Annotated in this window: 15 protein-coding genes and 1 tRNA gene; 6 read left to right on the top strand and 10 right to left on the bottom strand. The window is 68.3% G+C overall.

From position 1 onward, the window contains the following. Positions 1–39: 39 nt before the first annotated feature. Positions 40–1,713, bottom strand: a complete 1,674-nt coding sequence (locus tag Q8N19_RS00495) for an electron transfer flavoprotein-ubiquinone oxidoreductase (protein ID WP_305587691.1) — start codon at positions 1,711–1,713, stop codon at positions 40–42. Positions 1,714–1,856: 143 nt separating this feature from the next. On the opposite strand from Q8N19_RS00495, the gene Q8N19_RS00490 reads away from it, so the two are divergent. Both Q8N19_RS00490 and Q8N19_RS00485 read left to right on the top strand, forming a co-directional pair. After that, positions 1,857–2,675 (top strand): uracil-DNA glycosylase family protein, encoded by an 819-nt coding sequence (locus Q8N19_RS00490; protein WP_305587690.1) that lies wholly within the window; start codon positions 1,857–1,859, stop codon positions 2,673–2,675. A gap of 69 nt (positions 2,676–2,744) precedes the next feature. Next, on the top strand, positions 2,745–4,364 hold the full coding sequence (locus Q8N19_RS00485; RefSeq protein WP_305587689.1) for a lytic transglycosylase domain-containing protein: 1,620 nt from the start codon (positions 2,745–2,747) through the stop codon (positions 4,362–4,364). Here Q8N19_RS00485 and Q8N19_RS00480 read toward each other — a convergent pair. Beyond that, positions 4,361–4,819 carry a hypothetical protein gene (locus Q8N19_RS00480; protein WP_305587688.1) on the bottom strand — a complete coding sequence of 153 codons (459 nt, stop codon included), beginning with the start codon at positions 4,817–4,819 and terminating at the stop codon, positions 4,361–4,363. The two genes, Q8N19_RS00485 and Q8N19_RS00480, sit on opposite strands and share 4 nt — an antisense overlap. A gap of 77 nt (positions 4,820–4,896) precedes the next feature. On the opposite strand from Q8N19_RS00480, the gene Q8N19_RS00475 reads away from it, so the two are divergent. Further along, positions 4,897–5,973 (top strand): PA0069 family radical SAM protein, encoded by a 1,077-nt coding sequence (locus Q8N19_RS00475; protein ID WP_305587687.1) that lies wholly within the window; start codon positions 4,897–4,899, stop codon positions 5,971–5,973. Here Q8N19_RS00475 and Q8N19_RS00470 read toward each other — a convergent pair. After that, on the bottom strand, positions 5,970–7,265 hold the full coding sequence (locus Q8N19_RS00470; protein WP_371133761.1) for a class I SAM-dependent RNA methyltransferase: 1,296 nt from the start codon (positions 7,263–7,265) through the stop codon (positions 5,970–5,972). The two genes, Q8N19_RS00475 and Q8N19_RS00470, sit on opposite strands and share 4 nt — an antisense overlap. Before the next feature lie 174 nt (positions 7,266–7,439). On the opposite strand from Q8N19_RS00470, the gene Q8N19_RS00465 reads away from it, so the two are divergent. Beyond that, positions 7,440–8,141 carry a hypothetical protein gene (locus Q8N19_RS00465; protein WP_305587686.1) on the top strand — a complete coding sequence of 234 codons (702 nt, stop codon included), beginning with the start codon at positions 7,440–7,442 and terminating at the stop codon, positions 8,139–8,141. A gap of 62 nt (positions 8,142–8,203) precedes the next feature. Here the strand turns inward: Q8N19_RS00465 and Q8N19_RS00460 are convergent, their stop codons facing one another. Then, the gene (locus tag Q8N19_RS00460; protein WP_305587685.1) at positions 8,204–8,938 is read right to left on the bottom strand and encodes a TlyA family RNA methyltransferase; all 735 of its coding nucleotides are present in this window, start codon (positions 8,936–8,938) and stop codon (positions 8,204–8,206) included. A gap of 3 nt (positions 8,939–8,941) precedes the next feature. Next, on the bottom strand, positions 8,942–10,699 hold the full coding sequence (locus Q8N19_RS00455; protein WP_305587684.1) for a class I adenylate-forming enzyme family protein: 1,758 nt from the start codon (positions 10,697–10,699) through the stop codon (positions 8,942–8,944). Positions 10,700–10,893: 194 nt separating this feature from the next. Between Q8N19_RS00455 and Q8N19_RS00450 the strand changes: the two genes are divergently transcribed. After that, entirely contained in the window at positions 10,894–12,963 is a 2,070-nt protein-coding gene (locus Q8N19_RS00450) for an ATP-binding protein (protein WP_305587683.1), read from the top strand. 6 nt (positions 12,964–12,969) lie between these two features. Here the strand turns inward: Q8N19_RS00450 and Q8N19_RS00445 are convergent, their stop codons facing one another. The 4 genes from Q8N19_RS00445 to Q8N19_RS00430 form a co-directional block, all read right to left on the bottom strand. Continuing rightward, positions 12,970–15,636 carry a valine--tRNA ligase gene (locus tag Q8N19_RS00445; protein WP_305587682.1) on the bottom strand — a complete coding sequence of 889 codons (2,667 nt, stop codon included), beginning with the start codon at positions 15,634–15,636 and terminating at the stop codon, positions 12,970–12,972. A 131-nt stretch (positions 15,637–15,767) separates the two neighbouring features. Next, entirely contained in the window at positions 15,768–16,352 is a 585-nt protein-coding gene (locus Q8N19_RS00440) for a PopZ family protein (protein WP_305587681.1), read from the bottom strand. A gap of 112 nt (positions 16,353–16,464) precedes the next feature. Next, positions 16,465–17,964: a TolC family outer membrane protein gene (locus Q8N19_RS00435; protein WP_305587680.1), complete on the bottom strand. Its 1,500-nt coding sequence runs from the start codon at positions 17,962–17,964 to the stop codon at positions 16,465–16,467. 146 nt (positions 17,965–18,110) lie between these two features. Next, positions 18,111–18,680 (bottom strand): protein-L-isoaspartate O-methyltransferase, encoded by a 570-nt coding sequence (locus Q8N19_RS00430; RefSeq protein ID WP_305587679.1) that lies wholly within the window; start codon positions 18,678–18,680, stop codon positions 18,111–18,113. Between the two features lie 159 nt (positions 18,681–18,839). On the opposite strand from Q8N19_RS00430, the gene Q8N19_RS00425 reads away from it, so the two are divergent. Next, a tRNA-Cys gene (locus Q8N19_RS00425) sits at positions 18,840–18,913 on the top strand. 110 nt (positions 18,914–19,023) lie between these two features. On the opposite strand, the gene Q8N19_RS00420 is transcribed toward Q8N19_RS00425, so the two are convergent. Next, positions 19,024–19,832, bottom strand: an 809-nt coding sequence (locus Q8N19_RS00420) for an NADH oxidase (protein ID WP_305587678.1), incomplete at its 5' end; no start/stop codon positions are given.

Genomic DNA, 19,832 nt, shown 5'->3' with positions numbered 1-19,832 from the left:
GTTTCCTTTTCCGGCCCCCGCCGCAAGCGCGACGACGGCTCACATATTGGGATAGTTCGGCCCGTCCCCACCCTGAGGCGTCGTCCAGACGATGTTCTGCGACGGATCCTTGATGTCGCAGGTCTTGCAGTGGACGCAGTTCTGGAAGTTGATCTGGAACTTCGGGTTCTGTCCGGCCTCGTCGTAGAGGACCTCATACACACCCGCCGGGCAATAGAGCCGGGCCGGCTCGCCGAACCGGGGCAGATTGACCGAGATCGGGATCGCCGGGTCCTTCAGCCGCAGGTGGGCGGGCTGGTTCTCGTCGTGGTTGGTGGCCGACAGGAAGACCGAGGACAGCTTGTCGAAGCTGATCTCGTTGTCGGGCTTCGGATAGACGATCGGCTTGTAGTCCTTGGCCAGGCCCGTGGATTCCGCGTCGGTCTTGCCGTGCTTCAGGGTGCCCCAGGGCGACCAGCCACCGAACAGGGTGGCGATCATCGCGTCCATACCCCCCAGGACCAGGCCCGGGATGGTGCCGAACTTGGACCAGAGCGGCTTGAAGTTGCGGACGTTCCACAGCTCCTTATGGATCGAGGATTTCTTGTAGGCGTCCTCGTAGCTGGTGAGCGCGTCGCCCGACCGGCCCTCGGAAATGGCGGCGAAAGCGGCCTCGGCGGCGAGGATGCCGCTTTTGACCGCGTTATGGCTGCCCTTGATCCGCGGAACATTGACCATGCCCGCCGAGCAGCCGAGCAGCGCGCCACCGGGGAAATAGAGCTGCGGCAGGGACTGGGAGCCCCCTTCGGTAATGGCGCGGGCGCCGTAGGAGATGCGCTTGCCGCCCTCCAGATAACCGCGGATCGTGGGGTGGGTCTTGAAGCGCTGGAACTCGTCGAAGGGCGAAAGCCACGGGTTCTTGTAGTTGAGGTGCAGCACGAAGCCGATGGCCACGTAGTTGTCCCCGAAGTGGTACATGAAGGAGCCGCCGCCGGTGGCGTTATCCAGGGGCCAGCCGAAAGTGTGCTGGGTCAGGCCGGGCTCGAACACGGCGTCAGGGACCTGCCACAGCTCCTTGATGCCGATGCCGAACTTTTGGGGCTCACGGCCCTCGGTAAGGCCGAACTTGGCCTGGATCTGCTTGGCGAGCGAGCCACGAACGCCCTCGCTGATAAAGGTGTACTTGGCGTGCAGCTCGATGCCGGGCTGAAAGTCGCCGGTGGGCTCGCCGTCCTTGCCGATGCCGAACACGCCGGCCACGACGCCCTTGACCGAGCCATCCTCGCTGTAGACCACCTCAGAGGCGGCCATGCCGGGATAGATCTCGACGCCCAGGCTCTCAGCGTGCTGACCTAGCCAGCGGCAGACATTCCCGAGGGAGGCGATGTAGTTGCCGTGGTTCAGCATCCACTTGGGGAAGGGCAGGAAGCTGATGTCCAGCTCCCCCTGCGGGCCGAGCATCACGAACTTGTCGCGGGTGACCTTGGTCTCCAGCGGAACGCCCAGCGCCTTCCAGTCCGGCAGCAGTTCATTGATGCCGCTGGGATCGATGACCGCGCCCGACAGGATGTGGGCGCCGACCTCGGAGCCCTTTTCCAGGACCGCAACGCTGATCTCGGTCCCGGCCTCGGCGGCGAGTTGCTTCAGACGGATGGCGGCCGACAGTCCCGCGGGTCCGGCGCCCACGATGACGACGTCGTATTCCATGGCTTCGCGTTCGACGTCTTCGCTCATGATCCCCTCGGAACTCCATTATGTGACGGTCAGGGCCCCTCACCCTCGCCGACAGCGTTGATCCTTTGGCCGTCTTATCGGAAGGTCGCCCCTACGCGGTCAAGGACAAACCCCGCGAAACTCAAGGATTTCGACCCGCCAGTATGGACCAGTCCGTCCCGCCCGCCCCCGAAATCCTGGCCCATAGCCTGCTCGCCTTCTGGGCCGATGCGGGTGTGGACTGCCTCTATCAGGACGAGCCGACCGACCGCATCGCCGCGGGGTTGAGCCCGCCGCCAAGGCGGGTGGAGCCGGCCCCGACGCCGCTGCGGGCCCCTGGGGCGCAGGGCGGACCCGCCGCCGACGCCGTCACCGAGGCCCGCCAGCTGGCGTCCCAGGCCCAGGACCTCGAAGCCCTGGCTCAGGCGATCGCCGGTTTCGAGGGCTGCCCACTGCGCTATGAGGGCGCGGCCACGCGCTCGGTGTTCAGCCGCGGCCCGGCAGACGCCCCGGTCATGATCATCGGCGAGGGTCCGGGCGGCGACGAGGACGCACGGGGCGAGCCCTTCGTCGGCCGCGCCGGCCAGTTGCTGGACCGGATGCTGGCCGCGGCCGGCCTCACCGACCGGGTGTTCATCACCAATACCGTCTTCTGGCGCCCGCCGGGCAACCGCACGCCGTCGGCCGCCGAACAGGCGGTGTGTGCGCCCTTTGTCGAGCGGGCGATCGCCCTGGTTCAGCCGAAGATGCTGCTGCTGGTGGGGGGCGCGTCAGCCAAGACCATGCTGAAGCGCGACGAAGGCATTCTGGCCATGCGCGGGCGCTGGTTCGAGTGGCGGGCCGAAGACGAAAGCCTCGAACTGCCTGCCATGCCGACGCTTCACCCGGCGTTTCTGCTTCGTCAGCCGGCAGCCAAGAAGAAAGCGTGGAGCGATCTCGTGTCTCTGGTGCAGAGGCTTGATCGCCCGGAGCGTCCCCACTAGACCGGAGGCTGAGCTTCGAGAAAAGGGCCACGGAACCGCTGCGGCATGTCGGCGGACGTGGAAGGTCGCATGACGACATCGACGCGAAGGCAGGTCTTCGGCCTGGGTCTGGGCGCCATGGGCGCGGCTATGGCCGCGGGCGCGGCGACCCCCGCCTGGGCCGCGCCCCAGGTGCTTAACCCCTGGGATCTCGCCCGTTATCGCGCCGCCTTCGCCGCCGTCGACCGGGGCGATTTCATCGACGCCCAGATGCACCTGGTGGAGCTGAAGGACCGCAGCTTGGCTGGCCACATCGCCCTGCGCCAGCTGATGCACCCCACCGCCCACACATCGTCCTACCAGGAACTCAGCGGCTGGCTGGCCGCCTATTCTGACCTGCCCGGCGCCGAGCGGGTCTACGCCCTGGCGATCAAGCGCCGTCCGCCCGGCGCGCCGGCGCCCCCGGCCCCCGTGGTCAACGGGCTTGACTGGGGCCGGGTGGAGAGCGCCGCCCAGCGGGTCGGCGGGCGGCTGAATTCCGACAAGGGCCGCGCCGCCCGCCAGGCCTTCTATGGCGGCGACGTCACCCGCGCCTTCGATCTCGCCGGCGAGTCCGGCGAGCGGTGGATCGCCGGCATGGCCGCCTACCGCATGGGCCGCTTCGAGGAGGCCGAGGGCTTCTTCAGCGCCGTCGCCCGTGATCCCGAAGAAGGCGAGTGGCTGCAGGCCGGCGCCGGCTTCTGGGCCGCCCGCGCCGCCGGCCGGGACGAAGACGCCGATCGGGCCTCAGCCCACCTTCGGGTGGCCGCCCGCCATCCCCAGACCTTCTACGGCATGATCGCCGATCGTCGCCTAGCCCTCTCTGGCGACGATTCCGCCCCCCTTCGCCTGTCGCAGGACACGTCCCGGGCGCAGCTGTTCCGCGCCAGCGGCAGAGGCGCCGACAGCATCGACATCGTCCGCTTCGCCAAGACTGAGCCCCGCGCCCACCGCGCCGTGGCGCTTTCCCAACTGGGCCTGTCCCTGGAGGCCGGCCTGGAACTTCGCGCCGGCCTGATGCTGGCCAAGACCGAGGCCGAGCGCAGCCGCTGGACCACGCTCGCCCTGGCTCTCAATGCGCCCCTGACGTCGCAGGCCGACACCTCCCGCGGCCGGATGCGGGCGACCTTCGCCTATCCGACCCCGACGCTGGAGCCCAAGTGGGGCTTCACCATCGACCGGGCCCTGGTCTACGCCATCGTCCATCAGGAGAGCCGGTTCAATCCTGCGGCGGTGTCCCCCGCCGGCGCCGTCGGCCTGATGCAACTGATGCCCGAAGCCGCCGCCCGCGCGGCCGGCGACGACAAGCTGCGCAGTGACATGACCCCGCTGTTCGACCCCGCCTTCAACCTGCGGGTCGGCCAGGACTATCTGACCTGGCTGATGGAGCGCGGCGTTGGCTATGATCTGCTGCAGGTCGTCGCTGCCTATAATGGCGGCCCCGGCACGCTTCAAAAGACCGTGGCCATGGTCGGCGAGCAGGCCGACAGCCTGCTGGTCATCGAGTGCCTGCCGTCGGTCGAGACCCGCAACTATGTGGAAAAGGTCGTGGCCGCCTATTGGGCCTATCGCGACCACTTCGGCGAAACCTCGCGCACCCTGGATGCTGCGGCCCGCGGCGCGCGCATCATCGACGCGAGGCTGGATTTCAACGGCGCGATGAAGTTCTAGGCCAGCCGGACCGCGTTGCGCCCGAACTGAGCCAGCAGGACCTTCAGGTCCCCCTGGGTCCCGCCGAAGTCCCGGGTCCGGATCAGCAGGCCTGCATTGCGAGCCTGCCGTCGGCCGGCGAACCAGCCCGTCTTCAGCGGCGGCAGCACCAGGGCCGGGCGGGTCGCCCGCGAACTGTGATCGGCGACGATCTCGATCCAGCGGCTGGGAAAGCGCATCTCCGGGGCGACGATCAGCAGCCAGTTGCCCTTGGCGACGGCGGCGGCCGCGGCAATGGAGCCCCGGAGCAGCGTGGCGCCCGCGTCCTCGCAGAGGGCGACCGTGGCCGGGTCAGCGTCTCCATCGGCGACGATGACGTCCCGCACCAGTCCGTCGACGGCGGCCGGCACCAACGCGGCGAGCAGGCCCGCCAGGGGCTCGGCGGAATCATGGGCAGGCACGATGACGGTGATCATGGCGCCAAAGGGGACGGTTCTGGCGCCGGGTCAAGATCGTTCTTGTTATGTTCCACTCCTCGCCCTAGACTGGGCTGGTGGTCACCTTCACCCAGCAGATCCGCGGCCGAGGCGCGCGCACCAACGCCAGCAGCCGGTTTGAGAGCCGTAAGCTGGAGGCGTTCGACGACGGCTGGACCCTGGACGACGAGGCGCCCGCCCAGCTGCAGACCCATGTCCTGCCGGACAGGGCCAAGACCATCATCGCGCGCAACACCAGCCCCGATGTCGGTTTCGACCGCTCGATCAATCCCTATCGCGGCTGCGAGCATGGCTGCATCTATTGCTACGCCCGGCCCGCCCACGCCTTCCTCGGTCTGTCGCCCGGCCTCGATTTCGAGAGCCGGCTGTTTTTCAAGCCTGACGCCGCGGCCCTTTTGGAGAAGGAGCTGTCTGCGCCGCGGTATGTTCCTCGGGTGATCCACATCGGCGGCGACACCGATCCCTATCAGCCTATCGAGCGCCAACAGCGGGTGACCCGGCAGGTGCTGGAGGTGCTGCAGCGCTTTGGCCATCCCTTCACCATCATCACCAAGTCAGCCCTGATCCTGCGGGACGCCGACATCTTGGGGGACATGGCCGCCCGCGGCCTGACCCGCGTCGCCATCTCGATCACCAGCCTCGAGCGCAAGCTCGCTCGCAGCATGGAGCCCCGCGCGGCCACGCCGGAGCGACGGCTGTCGGCGGTCGAGGGCCTGGCCAAGGCCGGCGTCCCGGTGGTGGTGATGTTCGCCCCGGCCATTCCGGGCCTGAACGACCATGAGATGGAGGCGGTTCTGGAGCGCAGCGCCGCGGCGGGCGCGGTGGGTTCGGGCTATGTGGCGCTCCGCCTGCCCCTGGAGATCAGCGACCTCTTCCAGGAGTGGTTGGCCACCGACCATCCCGACCGGGCCAGCCGCGTCATGTCCCTGGTCCGGCAGATGCGCGGCGGCAAAAACTATGACGCCACGTTTGGCGCCCGGATGAAGGGCCAGGGTCCCGTGGCCCAGATGATGGGCCAGAGGTTCCGGGCCGCGCGGCGGCGTTACGGCCTTGACCGCCCCCTCCCCGATCTGGACCTGACGGCCTTCAAGGTTCCACCGAAGCCCGGCGACCAGGTCGATCTCTTCGGCTAGCGGGAGAAGACGCCGACCAGCTCCACATGCGGCGACCACAGGAACTGGTCGACGGGCAGAACCCGCTCCAGCCGGAAGCCGGCGTCGATCAGGGTCCGCGCATCCCGGGCGAAGGTGGCCGGGGCGCAGGAGACGCCGATCACCCGGCTGACCTTGGAACGCGCGATCTCTCCGGCCTGTTCGGCGGCGCCGGCCCGGGGCGGGTCGAACAGCACCAGGTCGAGCTTCTTCATTTCCTGGGCCAGCAGGGGACGGCGCACCAGATCACGGGCCTCGGCCGTGACGCCCTTCAGGCCCGGCGCATTGGCGACAGCCGCGTTTAACGCCGTGATCGCCGGTGCGGCGCCATCGGCGGCATAGACGGGCGCGACGCCAGCCAGGGCGAAGGTGAAGGTGCCGACCCCACAGAACAGGTCGGCGATCCGATCGGCGCCGGCCGCGGCCTCCACCACGAAGTCGACCATGGCGCTCTCGGCTGCAGGCACCGCCTGCAGGAAGGCGCCGGGCGGCAGGTCGACGCGCACGCCGCTCAGCCGCACTCCAGGGACGGCCTGGTCCATATAGGCGATCTCGCCGTCCATGGAGACCCGGGCGAAGCCGCCGGCGGCGGCCTGCTCGGCCAGGCGCATGCGGGCGTCGGCGGACAGACCGCCGCTCTTGCGCTCGACACCGGTGATGTCGATGTCGAGCCCGTCATCGGTCAGGGTGACGTGCAGGGTCGGCGCAGACTTGGGATGCTCGAAAAGCGGCGCGGCCAGGCGGCGCATGGCCGGCAGGGCGGCGGTGATCTTGGGATCGGAGATCGGACAGACGCTGATGTCCACCAGGTCCCAGGAATTCCGGATCTTATACCCCAGCCGCGCCTCGTCCTTGCGCCCCTGGCGGGCGTGCAGGGCCGCCCGGCGGCGGCTGTACGGGGGCGAGGCGAAGATCGGCAGCACCTCGGTTTCGATATGCTGGCGGGCCAGCGTGCCGATCATCCGGTCGCGCTTCCAGGCCAGATAGGGCTGCATGCCCCAATGCTGCAGGGCGCACCCGCCGCACTGGCCAAAGTGCGGACAGGGCGGCTCGACCCGCTCGGGGCTGGCTGAAAGGATTTCCAGGGTCTTCCGACGCTCGCCCGTCCCGGCGACACGAACCCGCTCGCCCGGCAGGGTGAAGCTGGCGAAGATGGGCCCAGGCGCCATGCCGTCGCCCTCCCCGCCCATCTCGGTGATGGTGACCTCAGACTCCGGGGCGGGGCCGGCAGGAGGGCGGGTCGAGGTGCGGCGGATCGGTTTGGAACTTCGCATCCCCAGGGCCATTCCACATTTCGACGCCGGACGCCACGACTGGGGCGTCGCAGGGCAAGATGAACGAAGATGAACGACCCGCTCAACGGCCGTTCAGATAAGCGCCGCCATATTGACGATCGACAAGGACGAGGCCCGGCCCCGTCCACGATTTCCGCTCAAGGGAGAGCTTCGATGTCCACCCGTTCCACCATCGCCAAGGGCGCCGTCGCCGCGGTTGCGGGCGTCGCCACTCTCGCCGCCGCCGCCGTCGCCCCGACCGCGGCTTCGGCCCAGTCCTACGGCTATTACGGCCAGACCCAGGGCAATACCTATTACGACCCCTGCCGCCGCGACCAGACCAACCGCAGCACGGCCGGCGCCCTCATCGGCGGCGCGCTGGGCGCGGTGATCGGCTCCAACGCCGCGGCCGGCGGCGTGCGCACCGAAGGCGCTCTGCTGGGTGGGGCGCTCGGCGCGGCGGCCGGCGCGGCGGTCGGCAACCGGGCTGCGGCCTGTGCGCCGGGCTATGACAACCGCACGACGCAGAACAGCCACTACGGGAACGGCGGCTATTACGACCAGAACCGCTATGGCCAGGGCTACGGCCAATCCTATGGCCAGCCGCAGTACCAGGGCGGCTACTATCAGAGCGGCGCGGCCCCCGGCTATTACGGCTCGTCCTATGACAGCAACCGTTATGGCTACTCGGCCTCGAGTTCGTCCTACGGTCAGGCCTATGACCGCCATGGCCGCACCTATTCGGTGGCTCAGCGCCCCGGCGCCGATGGCTGCAGCATCGCCGAGAGCCCGATCTACATGCCCGATGGCACGACTCAGAAGCGGTTCGTCCGCGTCTGCCGCGATAATTCGGGACGCTATCAGGTCGTCGACTAGACCTGATCCCTGCTACGGGATGGGCCGTCTGCCTTCGGGTGGGCGGCCTTTTTCATGGCCGATCAGGCGGGTTTCGTCGCCCAGACGAGAAACTCGATATTGCCGTCGCCGCCGGTGATGGGACTGAGGGCGGTCGCCTGCACCTCCCAGCCTGAGGCCGTCAGGAAGGTCTGAGCCTCCGAAAGGGCGCGGGCGCGGGCGGCCTCATCCTTGACCACGCCGCCCTTGCCGACCAGGGCCGGACCGACCTCGAACTGCGGCTTGACCAGGACCACAAGATCCGCGCCCGGCGCCGCCAGGTCCAGCGCCCTGGGCAGCGCTTTGGAGAGGCTGATGAAGCTGACATCGCAGACGACGAGGTCAGGGACGAACCCCAGGCGAGGCTCGTCCAGGTCCCGGGCGTCGGTCGCCTCCAGACTGTGAATCCGCGGGTCACCGGCGACCTTGGGATGGAGTTGCCCCCGCCCCACATCGACGGCGCAGACGCGGGCGGCGCCCCGGCTGAGGCACACCTGCGTGAACCCCCCGGTAGACGCCCCCACATCGAGCACTAACCGCCCCTCGACGGCGATCGGCCAGAGCTCCAGAGCATGGGCGAGCTTCAGCGCCGCGCGACCGACCCAGGGATGGGCCGGCTCGGCGATGATCTCAGCTTGTTCATCGAGAAGATCGGACGGCCGAGCGACCGCCGCCCCGCCGGCCAGGACCCGGCCCGCCTCGATGGCGGCCCGGGCCTTGGCGCGGCTGTCGAACAGGCCGCGCTCGACCAGCAGCAGGTCGGCGCGCTTGCGGCCCATGGATCAGGCGTCGGCCTTGTCCTCGAACAGCTTCTTGAGCTCGTTCTTGAGGATCTTGCCGTTGGCGTTGCGCGGCAGGGTCTCGTGCCAGAACTTGACCGCGATCGGCACCTTGAAGGCCGCCAGGTGCTCGGCCACATGGGCCCGCAGCTCCTGCTCCGTCACTTCGGCGCCGGGCTTCAGGGTGACCACTGCGGCCGGCTCTTCCCCGAGCGTGCGATGAGGCACGCCGACAATGGCGGCGTCCATAATGGCCGGATGGTCATAGAGGACGTTCTCGACCTCGACGCAGTAGATGTTCTCGCCGCCACGGATGAGCATGTCCTTGGCCCGGTCGATGATGAAGCAGAAGCCTTCCTCATCCAGCCGCGCCAGGTCGCCGGTGCGGACCCAGCCATCGACGAAGGTCTGGGCGGTGGCCTCGGGCTTGTTCCAATAGCCCTTCACCACCATCGGCCCCTTGGCCCACAGCTCACCCACCGCGCCGATGGGAAGCTCGGTCACGCCATCAGCCGGATCGACGATTTTCAACTCGGCCACCGGGGCGGCCGGACCGCAGCTATCGGGACGGTGGGTGTAGTCCTCAGCGCCATTGCTGGTGACGGTGGCGCAGGTCTCGGTCATGCCCCAGCCCTGACCGGGCTGCGACTTGGGGAAGGTCTCGCTGAGCCGGCGGACCAGTTCGGGCGCCGAGGGCGCGCCGCCATAGGCCACGGATTCCAGGGACGACAGATCGTAATTGGCCCGGGCCGGGTGCTCGATCAGCTGCCAGGCGATGGTCGGCACGCCGCCGGCCGACTGGATCTTCTCGCGCTCGATCAGCTCGAAGGCCCGGACCGCGTCCCACTTGTGCATCATCACCAGCTTGGCTCCGGCGAACAGGCTGGGGTTCAGGACCGCGAAGCAGCCCGTCACATGGAAGAAGGGCACCGAGATCAGGGACGAGCGCTGCGGACCGTCCGGATCCGGCGCCGGCGGCATTTCACCGCGACGCAGGAACCGCCGCGCGCCGGCGCAGGCGGCGGTGAGAATGTTGGAGTTGACGCCACGGTGGGTGCCGAGCGCGCCCTTGGGCTTACCCGTGGTGCCCGAGGTGTAGAAGATGGTCGCGTCATCGTCCTGGTCGATGACCACGTCGGGCAGCGCGATGTCGGGCAGGCCGCTCCAGCTGTTGGCCTCGCCCAAGATGTCCTCAAGCTTGGTGACATCGGGGTGGGCGATCTCGTCGGACTCCCGCGAGACATAGACCCGCACCAGGTCAGGGCAGTTGGGCAGGTGCTCGGTGAGGCGTTCATAGCGCTCGGCGTCCAGGACGACGATCTTGGCGCCGGAATCGGTGAGGCCGTATTCCAGCTCGGGCCCGGTCCACCAGGCGTTGAGCGGCGTGACGATCGCGCCCAACGAGGCGCCGGCATAGAAGGCCACAACCCATTCGGGCAAATTGCGCATAACGATGGCGACGCGGTCACCCTTGGTCACGCCGCGGGCGGCGAATTCCTTGGCGAGATTGGCCACCGCCCGGTGAAAGGCCTCGAACGAGACGCGCTCATCCTCGTAGACCAGGAAGATTCGCTCCCCGTGGGCGCGGCCAGCCTCGACCACCGAACGCAGCGACGGCGGCGAGTTCTTCCAGGACTTCATGGTCACCCCGCGGACGGTGACCTCTTCCATCTCGAACGGAACGCCGGGTGCGGTCAGCAGGGCGTGGGCGTCGGCGATGGACATGGCAGGCCAGCCGGGAGGCAGAGCGGCCTCGGTCATGAGCGTTCTCCTAATGCTGCGCAGGGGTCAGACAGCCCCCGCATCTTCCTGGGTGAACAAGCATAACCTGAGACCGGTGGCAAACATGTGTTCGTCACGATCGCACTCAACCTGCGGCGGCGGGCCGCAGGGCCTCGAAGGATGTCGTTAATGACCAATCGCTCAGGTACGAGGCCAACCTAGGAGCGCGCCCCATGGACTCTCCCATCGCCGCACGCCTTACAGCCCTGCGGCGGCTGAACATCGTGGAGACCGAGCCGGAGGCGTCCTTCGATTCGCTCGTCAGCCTGGCGGCGCAGATCTTCGCTGCGCCCTACAGCGCCTTCTCGCTCCTGGACGGCGATCGCCAGTGGTTCAAGGCCCGTGTGGGGATCATTCCCACTGACACGCCGATCGACATCTCCTTCTGCACCCATGCCCTCGCCTCTGGCGCACCGGTCTATGAGATCCTCGACGCCGCCGCCGACCCCCGCTTCGACGGCAATCCGCTGGTCTGGGGTGAGACGCGCCTGCGCTACTATGCGGGCGCCCTGATCCGATGCCCTTCAGGCGAGCCCGTCGGGACCCTGTGTGTCCTGGACACCGTTCCGCGCGCACCGATGAACGCCTTGGGACGCAGCCAGATGAGAAGTCTGGCTGACGCGATCGAAGATGCGCTCCGACTGCGGGTCCAACTCAATCTGCAACGGGAGACCGAGGCCCGGCTGATCCAGTCGGAGGCGAGCTACCGGATGCTGGCCAACCATTGCCACGACATCCTGGTGCGCACCGATCGCCACGGGACGATCTCCTACGCGTCGCCCTCGACCCAGATCCTGGGCTATTCGCCAGACGAAGTCCTCGGTCGAAACTTGGTCGATTTCGTCTCAAGCGACCACCACGAGGCGGTTGTCTCCGGCTTGGCGAAGCTGTTTGACCCCACCGCACCCGGCTTTGATCCCGCCTCCCCGCGGGAGGTGATGCAGCGGCCCTACCCCGCTCAGACCCGCACAGGAGAAACGATCTGGCTGGAAGGCGCGTCCACGGTGGTGCGGGACGCCGCAGGCCAGCCATCCGAGCTGATCAGCGTCTACCGCGATGTGACCGCCCAGCGCGCGCTTCAGCAGAGGCTGGAGGCGGCCGTGGAGGCCAAGGCCGCCTTCCTGGCCAATATGAGCCACGAGCTGAGGACGCCCCTGACCAGCATTCTCGGCTTCACCGCGCTGCTGCAGCAGACCAGCCTGCCGGCGCCGGCCGAAAGCCATGTCCGCCGCATCGCCATCGCCGGCGACGCCCTGCTGGCCCTGATCAACGATATCCTTGACGTCTCCAAGCTGGAGGCCGGCCAGATCGAACTGGAGCTGAACGCCGCCGAGGTACCGGCCCTGGTGGAAGATGTGCGGGAAATCCTGTCCGTCCAGGCGTTCGTGAAGGGGGTCAGTCTGCAGGTCATCGATGACCTGCCCCGCCCCAGACGTCAGGTCGACAGTCTGAGGCTTCGCCAGATCCTGCTGAATCTGGTGGGCAATGCTGTGAAATTTACCGATCGCGGCGCGGTCCGGGTGCATCTCACGGAGGCCGGCGCGTCGGGCGACCGCCTTCGGATCGAAGTCATCGACAGCGGTCCTGGCCTGTCTGAAGCCCATCGCAAACGCCTCTTCCAGCGGTTCGTCCAGGGGGATTCCAGCGTGACCCGCCGGCACGGCGGCTCAGGGCTCGGCCTGGCGATCTGCCGCGAGCTGGTGGAGCTCATGGGTGGACAGATCGGCGCAGAGAGTCGGGATCAGCCCGGGGCCTGCTTCTGGGTGGAAATCCCGGCTCCGGCCGTGTGCCCAGCCCAGGCGAAGATCGCTGACGGGGGCCGCGACGGCGAGGCGCTCCAGCTGACAGGCCGGGTGCTCATCGTGGATGACCACCCCATCAATCGCGAACTGGTGCGCCTCTTCCTGTCCAGTCCCGGGGTGGTCACCGCGGAGGCCGACAATGGGCGGGCGGCTATCGAGCGAGCCAGTGTCGAACATTTCGACCTGATCCTGATGGACGTGAACATGCCGGTGATGGACGGCCTGGCGGCCGCCAGCGCCATCCGCACCAGCTGCCCGTTGAACGCCGACACGCCTATTGTCGCCCTGACCGCCCAGACGGGGGCCGAGATCGAGCAGAAGTGCTTCGACGCCGGCATGGACGCGGTGCTCGCCAAGCCGATCGCCCAGCGTGACCTGCTGGCCCTCGCGGCCCAGGCGATGACGCCGGGCGGCCAAGACGCCCGGGACGCCGCGGCCTAGACGCGATCAGCCGACGCCGGACAGACGCTGCAGGGCGGCCTCAAGCTTGGCCTTGGCGGCCTCCGCCTCGGCCAGACGCTCGCGGTTCTCCTCGACCACCTCCTCAGGCGCGCGGGCGACGAAGTCGGCATTGCCCAGCTTCTTGGCCGTCCGCTCCACGTCCGAGGCGAGCGTGGCGATCTCCTTCGTCAGGCGCGCGCGCTCGGCGGCCAGGTCGATGAAGGCCGCGACCGGCAGGGCGAGCGTCGCGCCCTCCACCACAAACGGGATGGCGCCGTCCGGGGCGCGCTCCGCCATCTGGACGCTGGCCACCCGCAGGGTCTGACAGATCACCGGGGCCGAGCGCTCCAGGACGTCCCGCTGGGCGGGGCTGGCCTCGATGACCAGCAGGTCGGGCCGGGCGCCGGGGGGGACATTCAGTTCGGCCCGCACCGAGCGGCCTTCGCTGACGGCGGCGATGATCAGGCCGATCTCGGCCTCGGCCGCCTTGTCGATCAGGTCCTCGCCGAGCTTGGGCCAGGGCGCGGTCATCAGGAAGCCCTGATGGTTGCGCGCCGCCCCCTCGCCCGCCGTCTGCACCCAGAGCTCTTCGGTCAGGAAGGGCATGATCGGGTGCAGCAGGGTCAGGATGACGTCCAGAGCCCAGGCGGCGGTGGCCTGGGTCTCGGCCTTGGCGGCGGCGTCCTCGCCGTTCAGCAGCGGCTTGGCGAGCTCGACATACCAGTCGCAATAGACGTTCCAGATGAAGCGGTAGAGCAGGCCCGCGGCCTCATCGAAGCCGCAGCCGTCCAGGGCTTTGGTCACCGCCTGGCTGGTGCGCGCAGCCTCGCCGACGATCCAGCGGTTGAGCGGAACCTGCAGGGCGGCAGGGTCGAAGCCCTCGGCCCGGGCGCAGCCATTCATCTGGCAGAAGCGCGTGGCGTTCCACAGCTTGGTGCCGAAATTCCGATAGCCTTCAATGCGCTGGCGCGAGAGCTTGATGTCCCGGGCCTGGCCCGACATGGCGGTCAGGGTGAAACGCAGGGCGTCGGCGCCGAACTCGTCCACCAGCTCCAGCGGGTCCAGGACATTGCCCTTGGACTTGGACATCTTCTTGCCCTCGGCGTCGCGGACCAGAGCGTTGATGAAGACCCGCTTGAAGGGAACTTCGCCGGTGAAGTGGATGGCCTGCATCATCATCCGGGCGACCCAGAAGAAGATGATGTCGAAGCCGGTGATCAGGGTGTGGGTCGGATAGAACCGCGCCAGGTCGCTGGTCTTGTCCGGCCAGCCCATGGTGGAGAACGGCCACAGGCCTGAGGAGAACCAGGTGTCGAGGACGTCCTCGTCCTGCTTCAGGGTCTCGTCGCGGCCATAGTGCTCCCGGGCGGCGGCGCGCGCCTCCTCCTCGGTCTCGGCGACGAAGGGCTTGCCGTCCGGACCATACCAGGCCGGGATGCGATGGCCCCACCAGAGCTGGCGGGAGATGCACCAGGGCTGGATGTTCCGCATCCATTCGAAATAGGTCTTGTCCCAGTTGCGGGGCTCGAAAACCGTCCGCCCCTCCTCCACTGCCTTGATGGCGGGGCCAGCTAGGGTCTTGGCGTCGACGTACCATTGGTCGGTCAGATAGGGCTCGACCACGGCGCCGGAGCGGTCCCCGTGCGGGACCACATGGCGGGTCTTCTCGATCTCGCGCAGCAGGCCGAGCGCTTCGAACGCTTCGACCACCTTCTTGCGGGCGGCGAACCGGTCCAAGCCGCGGTAGTCTTCCGGCGCGTTGTCGTTGATCTTCGCGAAGTCGTCGAAGACGTTGATAACGGGCAGGTTGTGGCGCTTGCCCACCTGGAAGTCGTTGAAGTCGTGGGCAGGCGTTATCTTCACCGCGCCGGAGCCCTTTTCCGGGTCGGGGTATTCGTCGGCGATGATCGGGATCGGCCGGTTAACGATCGGCAGCCGAACAGCCTTGCCCACGAGGTGCTTGTAGCGCTCATCATCGGGATGGACTGCCACGGCGGTGTCACCAAGCATGGTTTCGGGCCGGGTTGTGGCGACGACGATCTCGCCGGAGCCATCCTCCAGCGGATAGGCGAAGTGCCAGTAGTGGCCGTCGACCTCGCGCTGCTCGACCTCGATGTCGGAGATGGCGGTCTGGAAATGGGGGTCCCAGTTCACGAGCCGCTTGTCGCGATAGATCAGGCCTTCCTTGTGGAGCTGGACGAACACCTTACGGACGGCGGCCGACAGACCTTCGTCCAGGGTGAACCGCTCGCGGCTCCAGTCACACGAGGCGCCCAGGCGGCGCAGCTGGTTGACGATGGTCCCGCCAGACTTGGCCTTCCACTCCCAGATCTTCTCGACGAAGGCCTCGCGGCCCATGTCGCGGCGGCTGATGTTCCCGGCCTCGGCCAGCTGGCGCTCGACGATGTTCTGGGTGGCGATGCCCGCATGGTCGGTGCCGGGCAGCCACAGCGCGGCCTTGCCCCGCATCCGCTCGAACCGGATCAGCACGTCCTGCAGCGTATTGTTCAGCGCATGGCCGATGTGCAGGGAGCCGGTGACGTTCGGCGGCGGGATGACGATGGAGAACGGCTCGGCGTTCGGATCGTCGGTGGGGGCGAACGCGCCCGACTGCTCCCAGGCCTCATAGAGGCGGGGCTCGGCGGTCTTGGGATCGAAGGTCTTTTCAAGCATGGCGGATCAGGGGGTCCATACAGGCCCGCGCATTTGCGCGAAAGCCGGATGCTGCGCCGAAACGAACGAACCCGCCCTGACGGGGCGGGTTCGGCGACTCGCACGCCCGTGGGGCGTGAGAGACAGATAGATTAGCGTACGCGACCGCGGGCGATGCGCTCGACCTCTTCGCGGACCGAGGCCTCGACGATCTGCGGCAGGTTGTCGTCCAGCCACTGCTTGAGTAGCGGGCGGAGCATTTCGCGGACCACGTCCTCAAGGGTGCGGTCGGAGTGCGGCATGCCGATCGCCGCCGACAGTTGACCGAAGGCCGAGGCCGCAGCCGTGGCCGCCGTCTGGCTGAGCAGCCCCTCATCATCACCACGGCTGACCGGCTCGTAGCTGGACGGCGGCGAATAGACGGCCGACTCAGGCTCCGACGAAGCCGGCGCAGAGGTGGGGCTGTAGACGTCCAGGTCGCCGACCTGATCGACCCGCTCGGTGAGTTCGAGGGCGTCGTCTTCCGGCTCGGGCTCAGGCGCGGACGCCTCATAGGCCGGCGCAGGTTCCGGCTCAGGCTCAGGCTCGTAGGTCGACTCGGGCTCGGGCGCGGCGGCCTCCGCCGGCGCCTCCTCGGCCTTCGCCTCGTCCGCAGGCGCGTCGTCCTCCGAAATGATGCGGCGAATGGAGGCGAGAATCTCCTCCATCGTCGGTTCTTGGGAGGTTTGATCGGACATGGGGCGCGCCGTTTTGAATGCGGTAGGGAATCCGTGCGCCAGCCTAGGCGCGATGGAGCGATCCTGCAATTTCAGCTTTGCGACGCAAGACCGATAAGACCGCCGGGGGCGCCTATTGCGGCGCGCCGGCCGTGCTCATGGGCGCGTCCCGCGCCAGTTGCTCAGGTTGCGGCGTGAAGACGGAGTCGACGAGGGCGATCGGCTCCTCCCACGGCGTCCAGCCCCAGGCGTAGCGCAGGCCCCGGGAATTGGCCGTGGCGTCGTAGATGTCGAGCTGAGGCGCGAGATTGGCGGCGTCCAGGCGTCCCACCGCCGACAGGACCGAAGCGGCGGCGACATACTCGTCCCGCCGGGCCGAGATCTGGGCCAGCTCAGCGGCGCGGAGTTCCTGTTCGGCGTTCAGCACATCGATCGTGGTGCGCAGGCCGACCTGCTGCTCTTGACGCACCCCCTCGGCGGCGATGCGCGCGGCGCGGACCTGGACGTCGGTGGAGCCGATATTGGCCCGGGCGGCCAGAAGCTGGCTCCAGGCCTGGGTGACATTCTGCAAGGCGCTGCGGCGCGCCTGCTCGACGGTGAGCTCGCTGGCGTTCTCGCGTTCGCGGGCCGCCCGCACACGGGAGTTGTTCAGGCCGCCGGTAAAGATCGGCACGGTCAGGGTCGCGCGCCCCGTCACGTTGCGCGAATAGTCCGAAGGCTCGAAGGGATCGGCCAGGCCGCTCCAGCCGACGCTGCCGGTCAGCGACAGGTTCGGCATGCGCTCGGCCCGGGCGGCGGCGACGCGGGCGCCGGCGGCCTGGGCGTTGTAGCGGGCCTGGCGGAGCTGGGGATTGTTGCGTTCCGCCGCCTCATAGGCCTGATCTACCGTGGCGGGCAGCACCGCGGTGAGCGGCGGCTCGGGCGCAAGGTCGCCGGGGTTCTGACCAACGATGGCGGCGTAGCCCGCCCGGCTGATCGCCAGCTGGGCTTCGGCCGAGCGCATCTGCGCCTCGGCCGCCGCCAGACGGGCCTGCGCCTGAGCGACGTCTGTGCGGGTGATTTCGCCGACCTCGAAGCGCGCGTCGGTCTCTTCCAGCTGCCGGGTCAGGACCTGAACATTGTCCTGGCGGATTCGCAGGGCTTCCTGGTCACGGCGAACGTCCACATAGGCGACGATCACGCCGCCCAGGACCTCGGCCTCGATCCGTCGCAAATTTTCCTGGCCGGCGAAGACATCGGCCTGCGCTGCGGAGACCGCCGCACCGACCCGGCCGCCGGTCCAGACCGGCTGGGTCAGGTTGAGCCCGGCGGTCCCGGAATTACCCTCATCGATCCCGCCGACGGAGGTGTCGGGGATGCCGTCGCCATTCAGATCGACCAGCTGACGGGGGGTGCGGGTTTCGGTGTACTGGCCTGAGGCCGAGGCGCTGAGCGACGGGCGCCATCCTGACCTGGCCTGGACGATGCTCTCGTCGAGCGCCCGCAGGGAGGCCCGCTGGGCCTGCAAGGTCGGGTTGGTTTCGTAGGCCAGCGCAATAGCATCGGCCAGGGACTCGGCGGACGCAGGTCCTCCAAACGACAGGCCCGCAGTGAATACGGCGGCCAGCAAGGCTCCGCGACGGCTGATGAACATGCGTAGTCCCCGACTCAGGCCCCGATGGGACCCCGATTAAGGCAGTGTGTCTCTGCGACCTATATGGCCCGCGGTTTTCAACTCGGCCAGGGGTCGCAACCTTAAGCTTTTTTCACGCGTGGCTTTCGCACGTGTTTCAGCACGCCTCAGAAAGCAAATCCTTGCTCAGGCTCAAAACCACCGAGGTAGCTGGGGGTCGCATCGAAGATTTCCCGCCGGGCGAGGCCCGTGGGGCTCTGGGTGTAGACCACCGCCTTGCCCACCGGGCCGATACGCTCGATCACCGCCAGCCGTCCGCCAGGCGCCAGCGCCCCGGTCCAGGCGTCGGGGGTGCGGGCCACCGCCCCCTCGCAGATGATGACGTCATAGGTCCCGGCCTTGGGCGAGGCCAGGTCGTCCCCGTCCAGACGTTCGACGCTCAGGCCCGCGTGCTCGAGCACAGCCGCGCCATAGGGGGCGGCGATGGCCAGGGCCTTCTGGCCCGGCGCTATGGCCAGGGCGTGCAGCAGCTTGGCCACGTCCCGCGGCGCCAGCAGGGCGCGGCCGGGACCATAGGGGACCTCTGCGTCGGCATAGGCCAGGAAGGCCTTGCCCGGCGGCAGCAGGGCTTCCCGGGGAATGACCCGCATGGCGTCCTGAACCCGGAGATCGGTCACGTCATTGGTGCGGACCTGACTGTCGACCATGTTCAGGCGGGCGGCGGAGAAGTCGACCATGTGACCTCGGGAGCGTGCAGGTGAAGCGCGCTTATAGGTCCGGCCCGGACCGGAGCGCAATCACCCCCTGCAAGAGAGATTGCCGCGGGCGGGCGGTTCTGTTAGCGATCCGCCTCCGCTGAAGACGACGGGCCCGAAAGGGCGCGTCGGGCGCCGGATGGCCTGGTGGCGGAGTGGTTACGCAGCGGACTGCAAATCCGTGCACCCCGGTTCGATTCCGGGCCAGGCCTCCAAACCTCCCCCCACGCAGCGCCGCCCTGGCCCTGAAACGAATCGCCAGACGCGAGTCGGCGTCCCCTGAAGCCAGGCCTCAGGGGACGCTGAACACTTCGCGAAGTGGGGCCTAGACGCCCTTGTTGGGATTGATCAGATACTTTTCGCCCGTGGCGCGGCGGTTATAGGCCGCCAGAATGTCCGGCTGCAGGGCCTCGGCCAGGGAGATCTCGGCGGTGTAGTGGCTGGCGAAGGTGGTCTTCAGCTCCGAAGCCACCCGCTGGCGCAGGGCCTGGGCGGCGTCGGCGCCGATCTTCATGAGGAAGGGCGTCAGCAGCCAGCCGCCCACGCCCCAGGACATGCCAAAGCCCCGGTTCAGCTCGGTGGGCCGGGTGTCGAGGCCGCCATAGATATAGGCCTGCTTGTAGGTGGAGGAGCCATAGCGGCTGTATTCGGTGGCCTTGCGATTGGCCGCCACTTCCATGGCGGTCAGGATCTGGCCCACCAGGCGGCCGCCGCCGATGGCGTCGAAGGCGAGCGTCGCGCCGGTGGTGACGAGGGCCTCGGTCAGCTCCTCAGTGAAGTTCGGCGAGGTGCTGTCCAAAACATGGACCGCCCCTTGGCCCTTCAGCAGGGCTGCCTGCTCGGCGCTGCGGACGATGTTCACCAGGGCCACGCCGTCCTTCAGGCAGAGGCGGTTGAGCATCTGGCCGAGATTGGACGCCGCCGCGGTGTGGACCAGGGCGGTGTGGCCTTCCCGGCGCATGGTCTCGACCATGCCGAGCGCGGTCAGCGGATTGACGAAGCAGGAGGCGCCTTCGGCCGGGGTCACGTCGTCGGGCAGCAAAAGCGCGTCAGCCGCCCGGACCGTGCGGTACTGGGCGTACATGGCGCCGCCCAGCATGGCGACGGTCTTGCCCATCAGGCCTTCGGCGCCTT

The sequence above is a fragment of the Phenylobacterium sp. genome, assembly GCF_030693405.1.
Classification (GTDB): Bacteria; Pseudomonadota; Alphaproteobacteria; order Caulobacterales; family Caulobacteraceae; genus Phenylobacterium.
The sequence above is the reverse complement of the archived record's forward strand: the minus strand, read 5'-3'. Positions and strand labels throughout refer to the sequence as shown.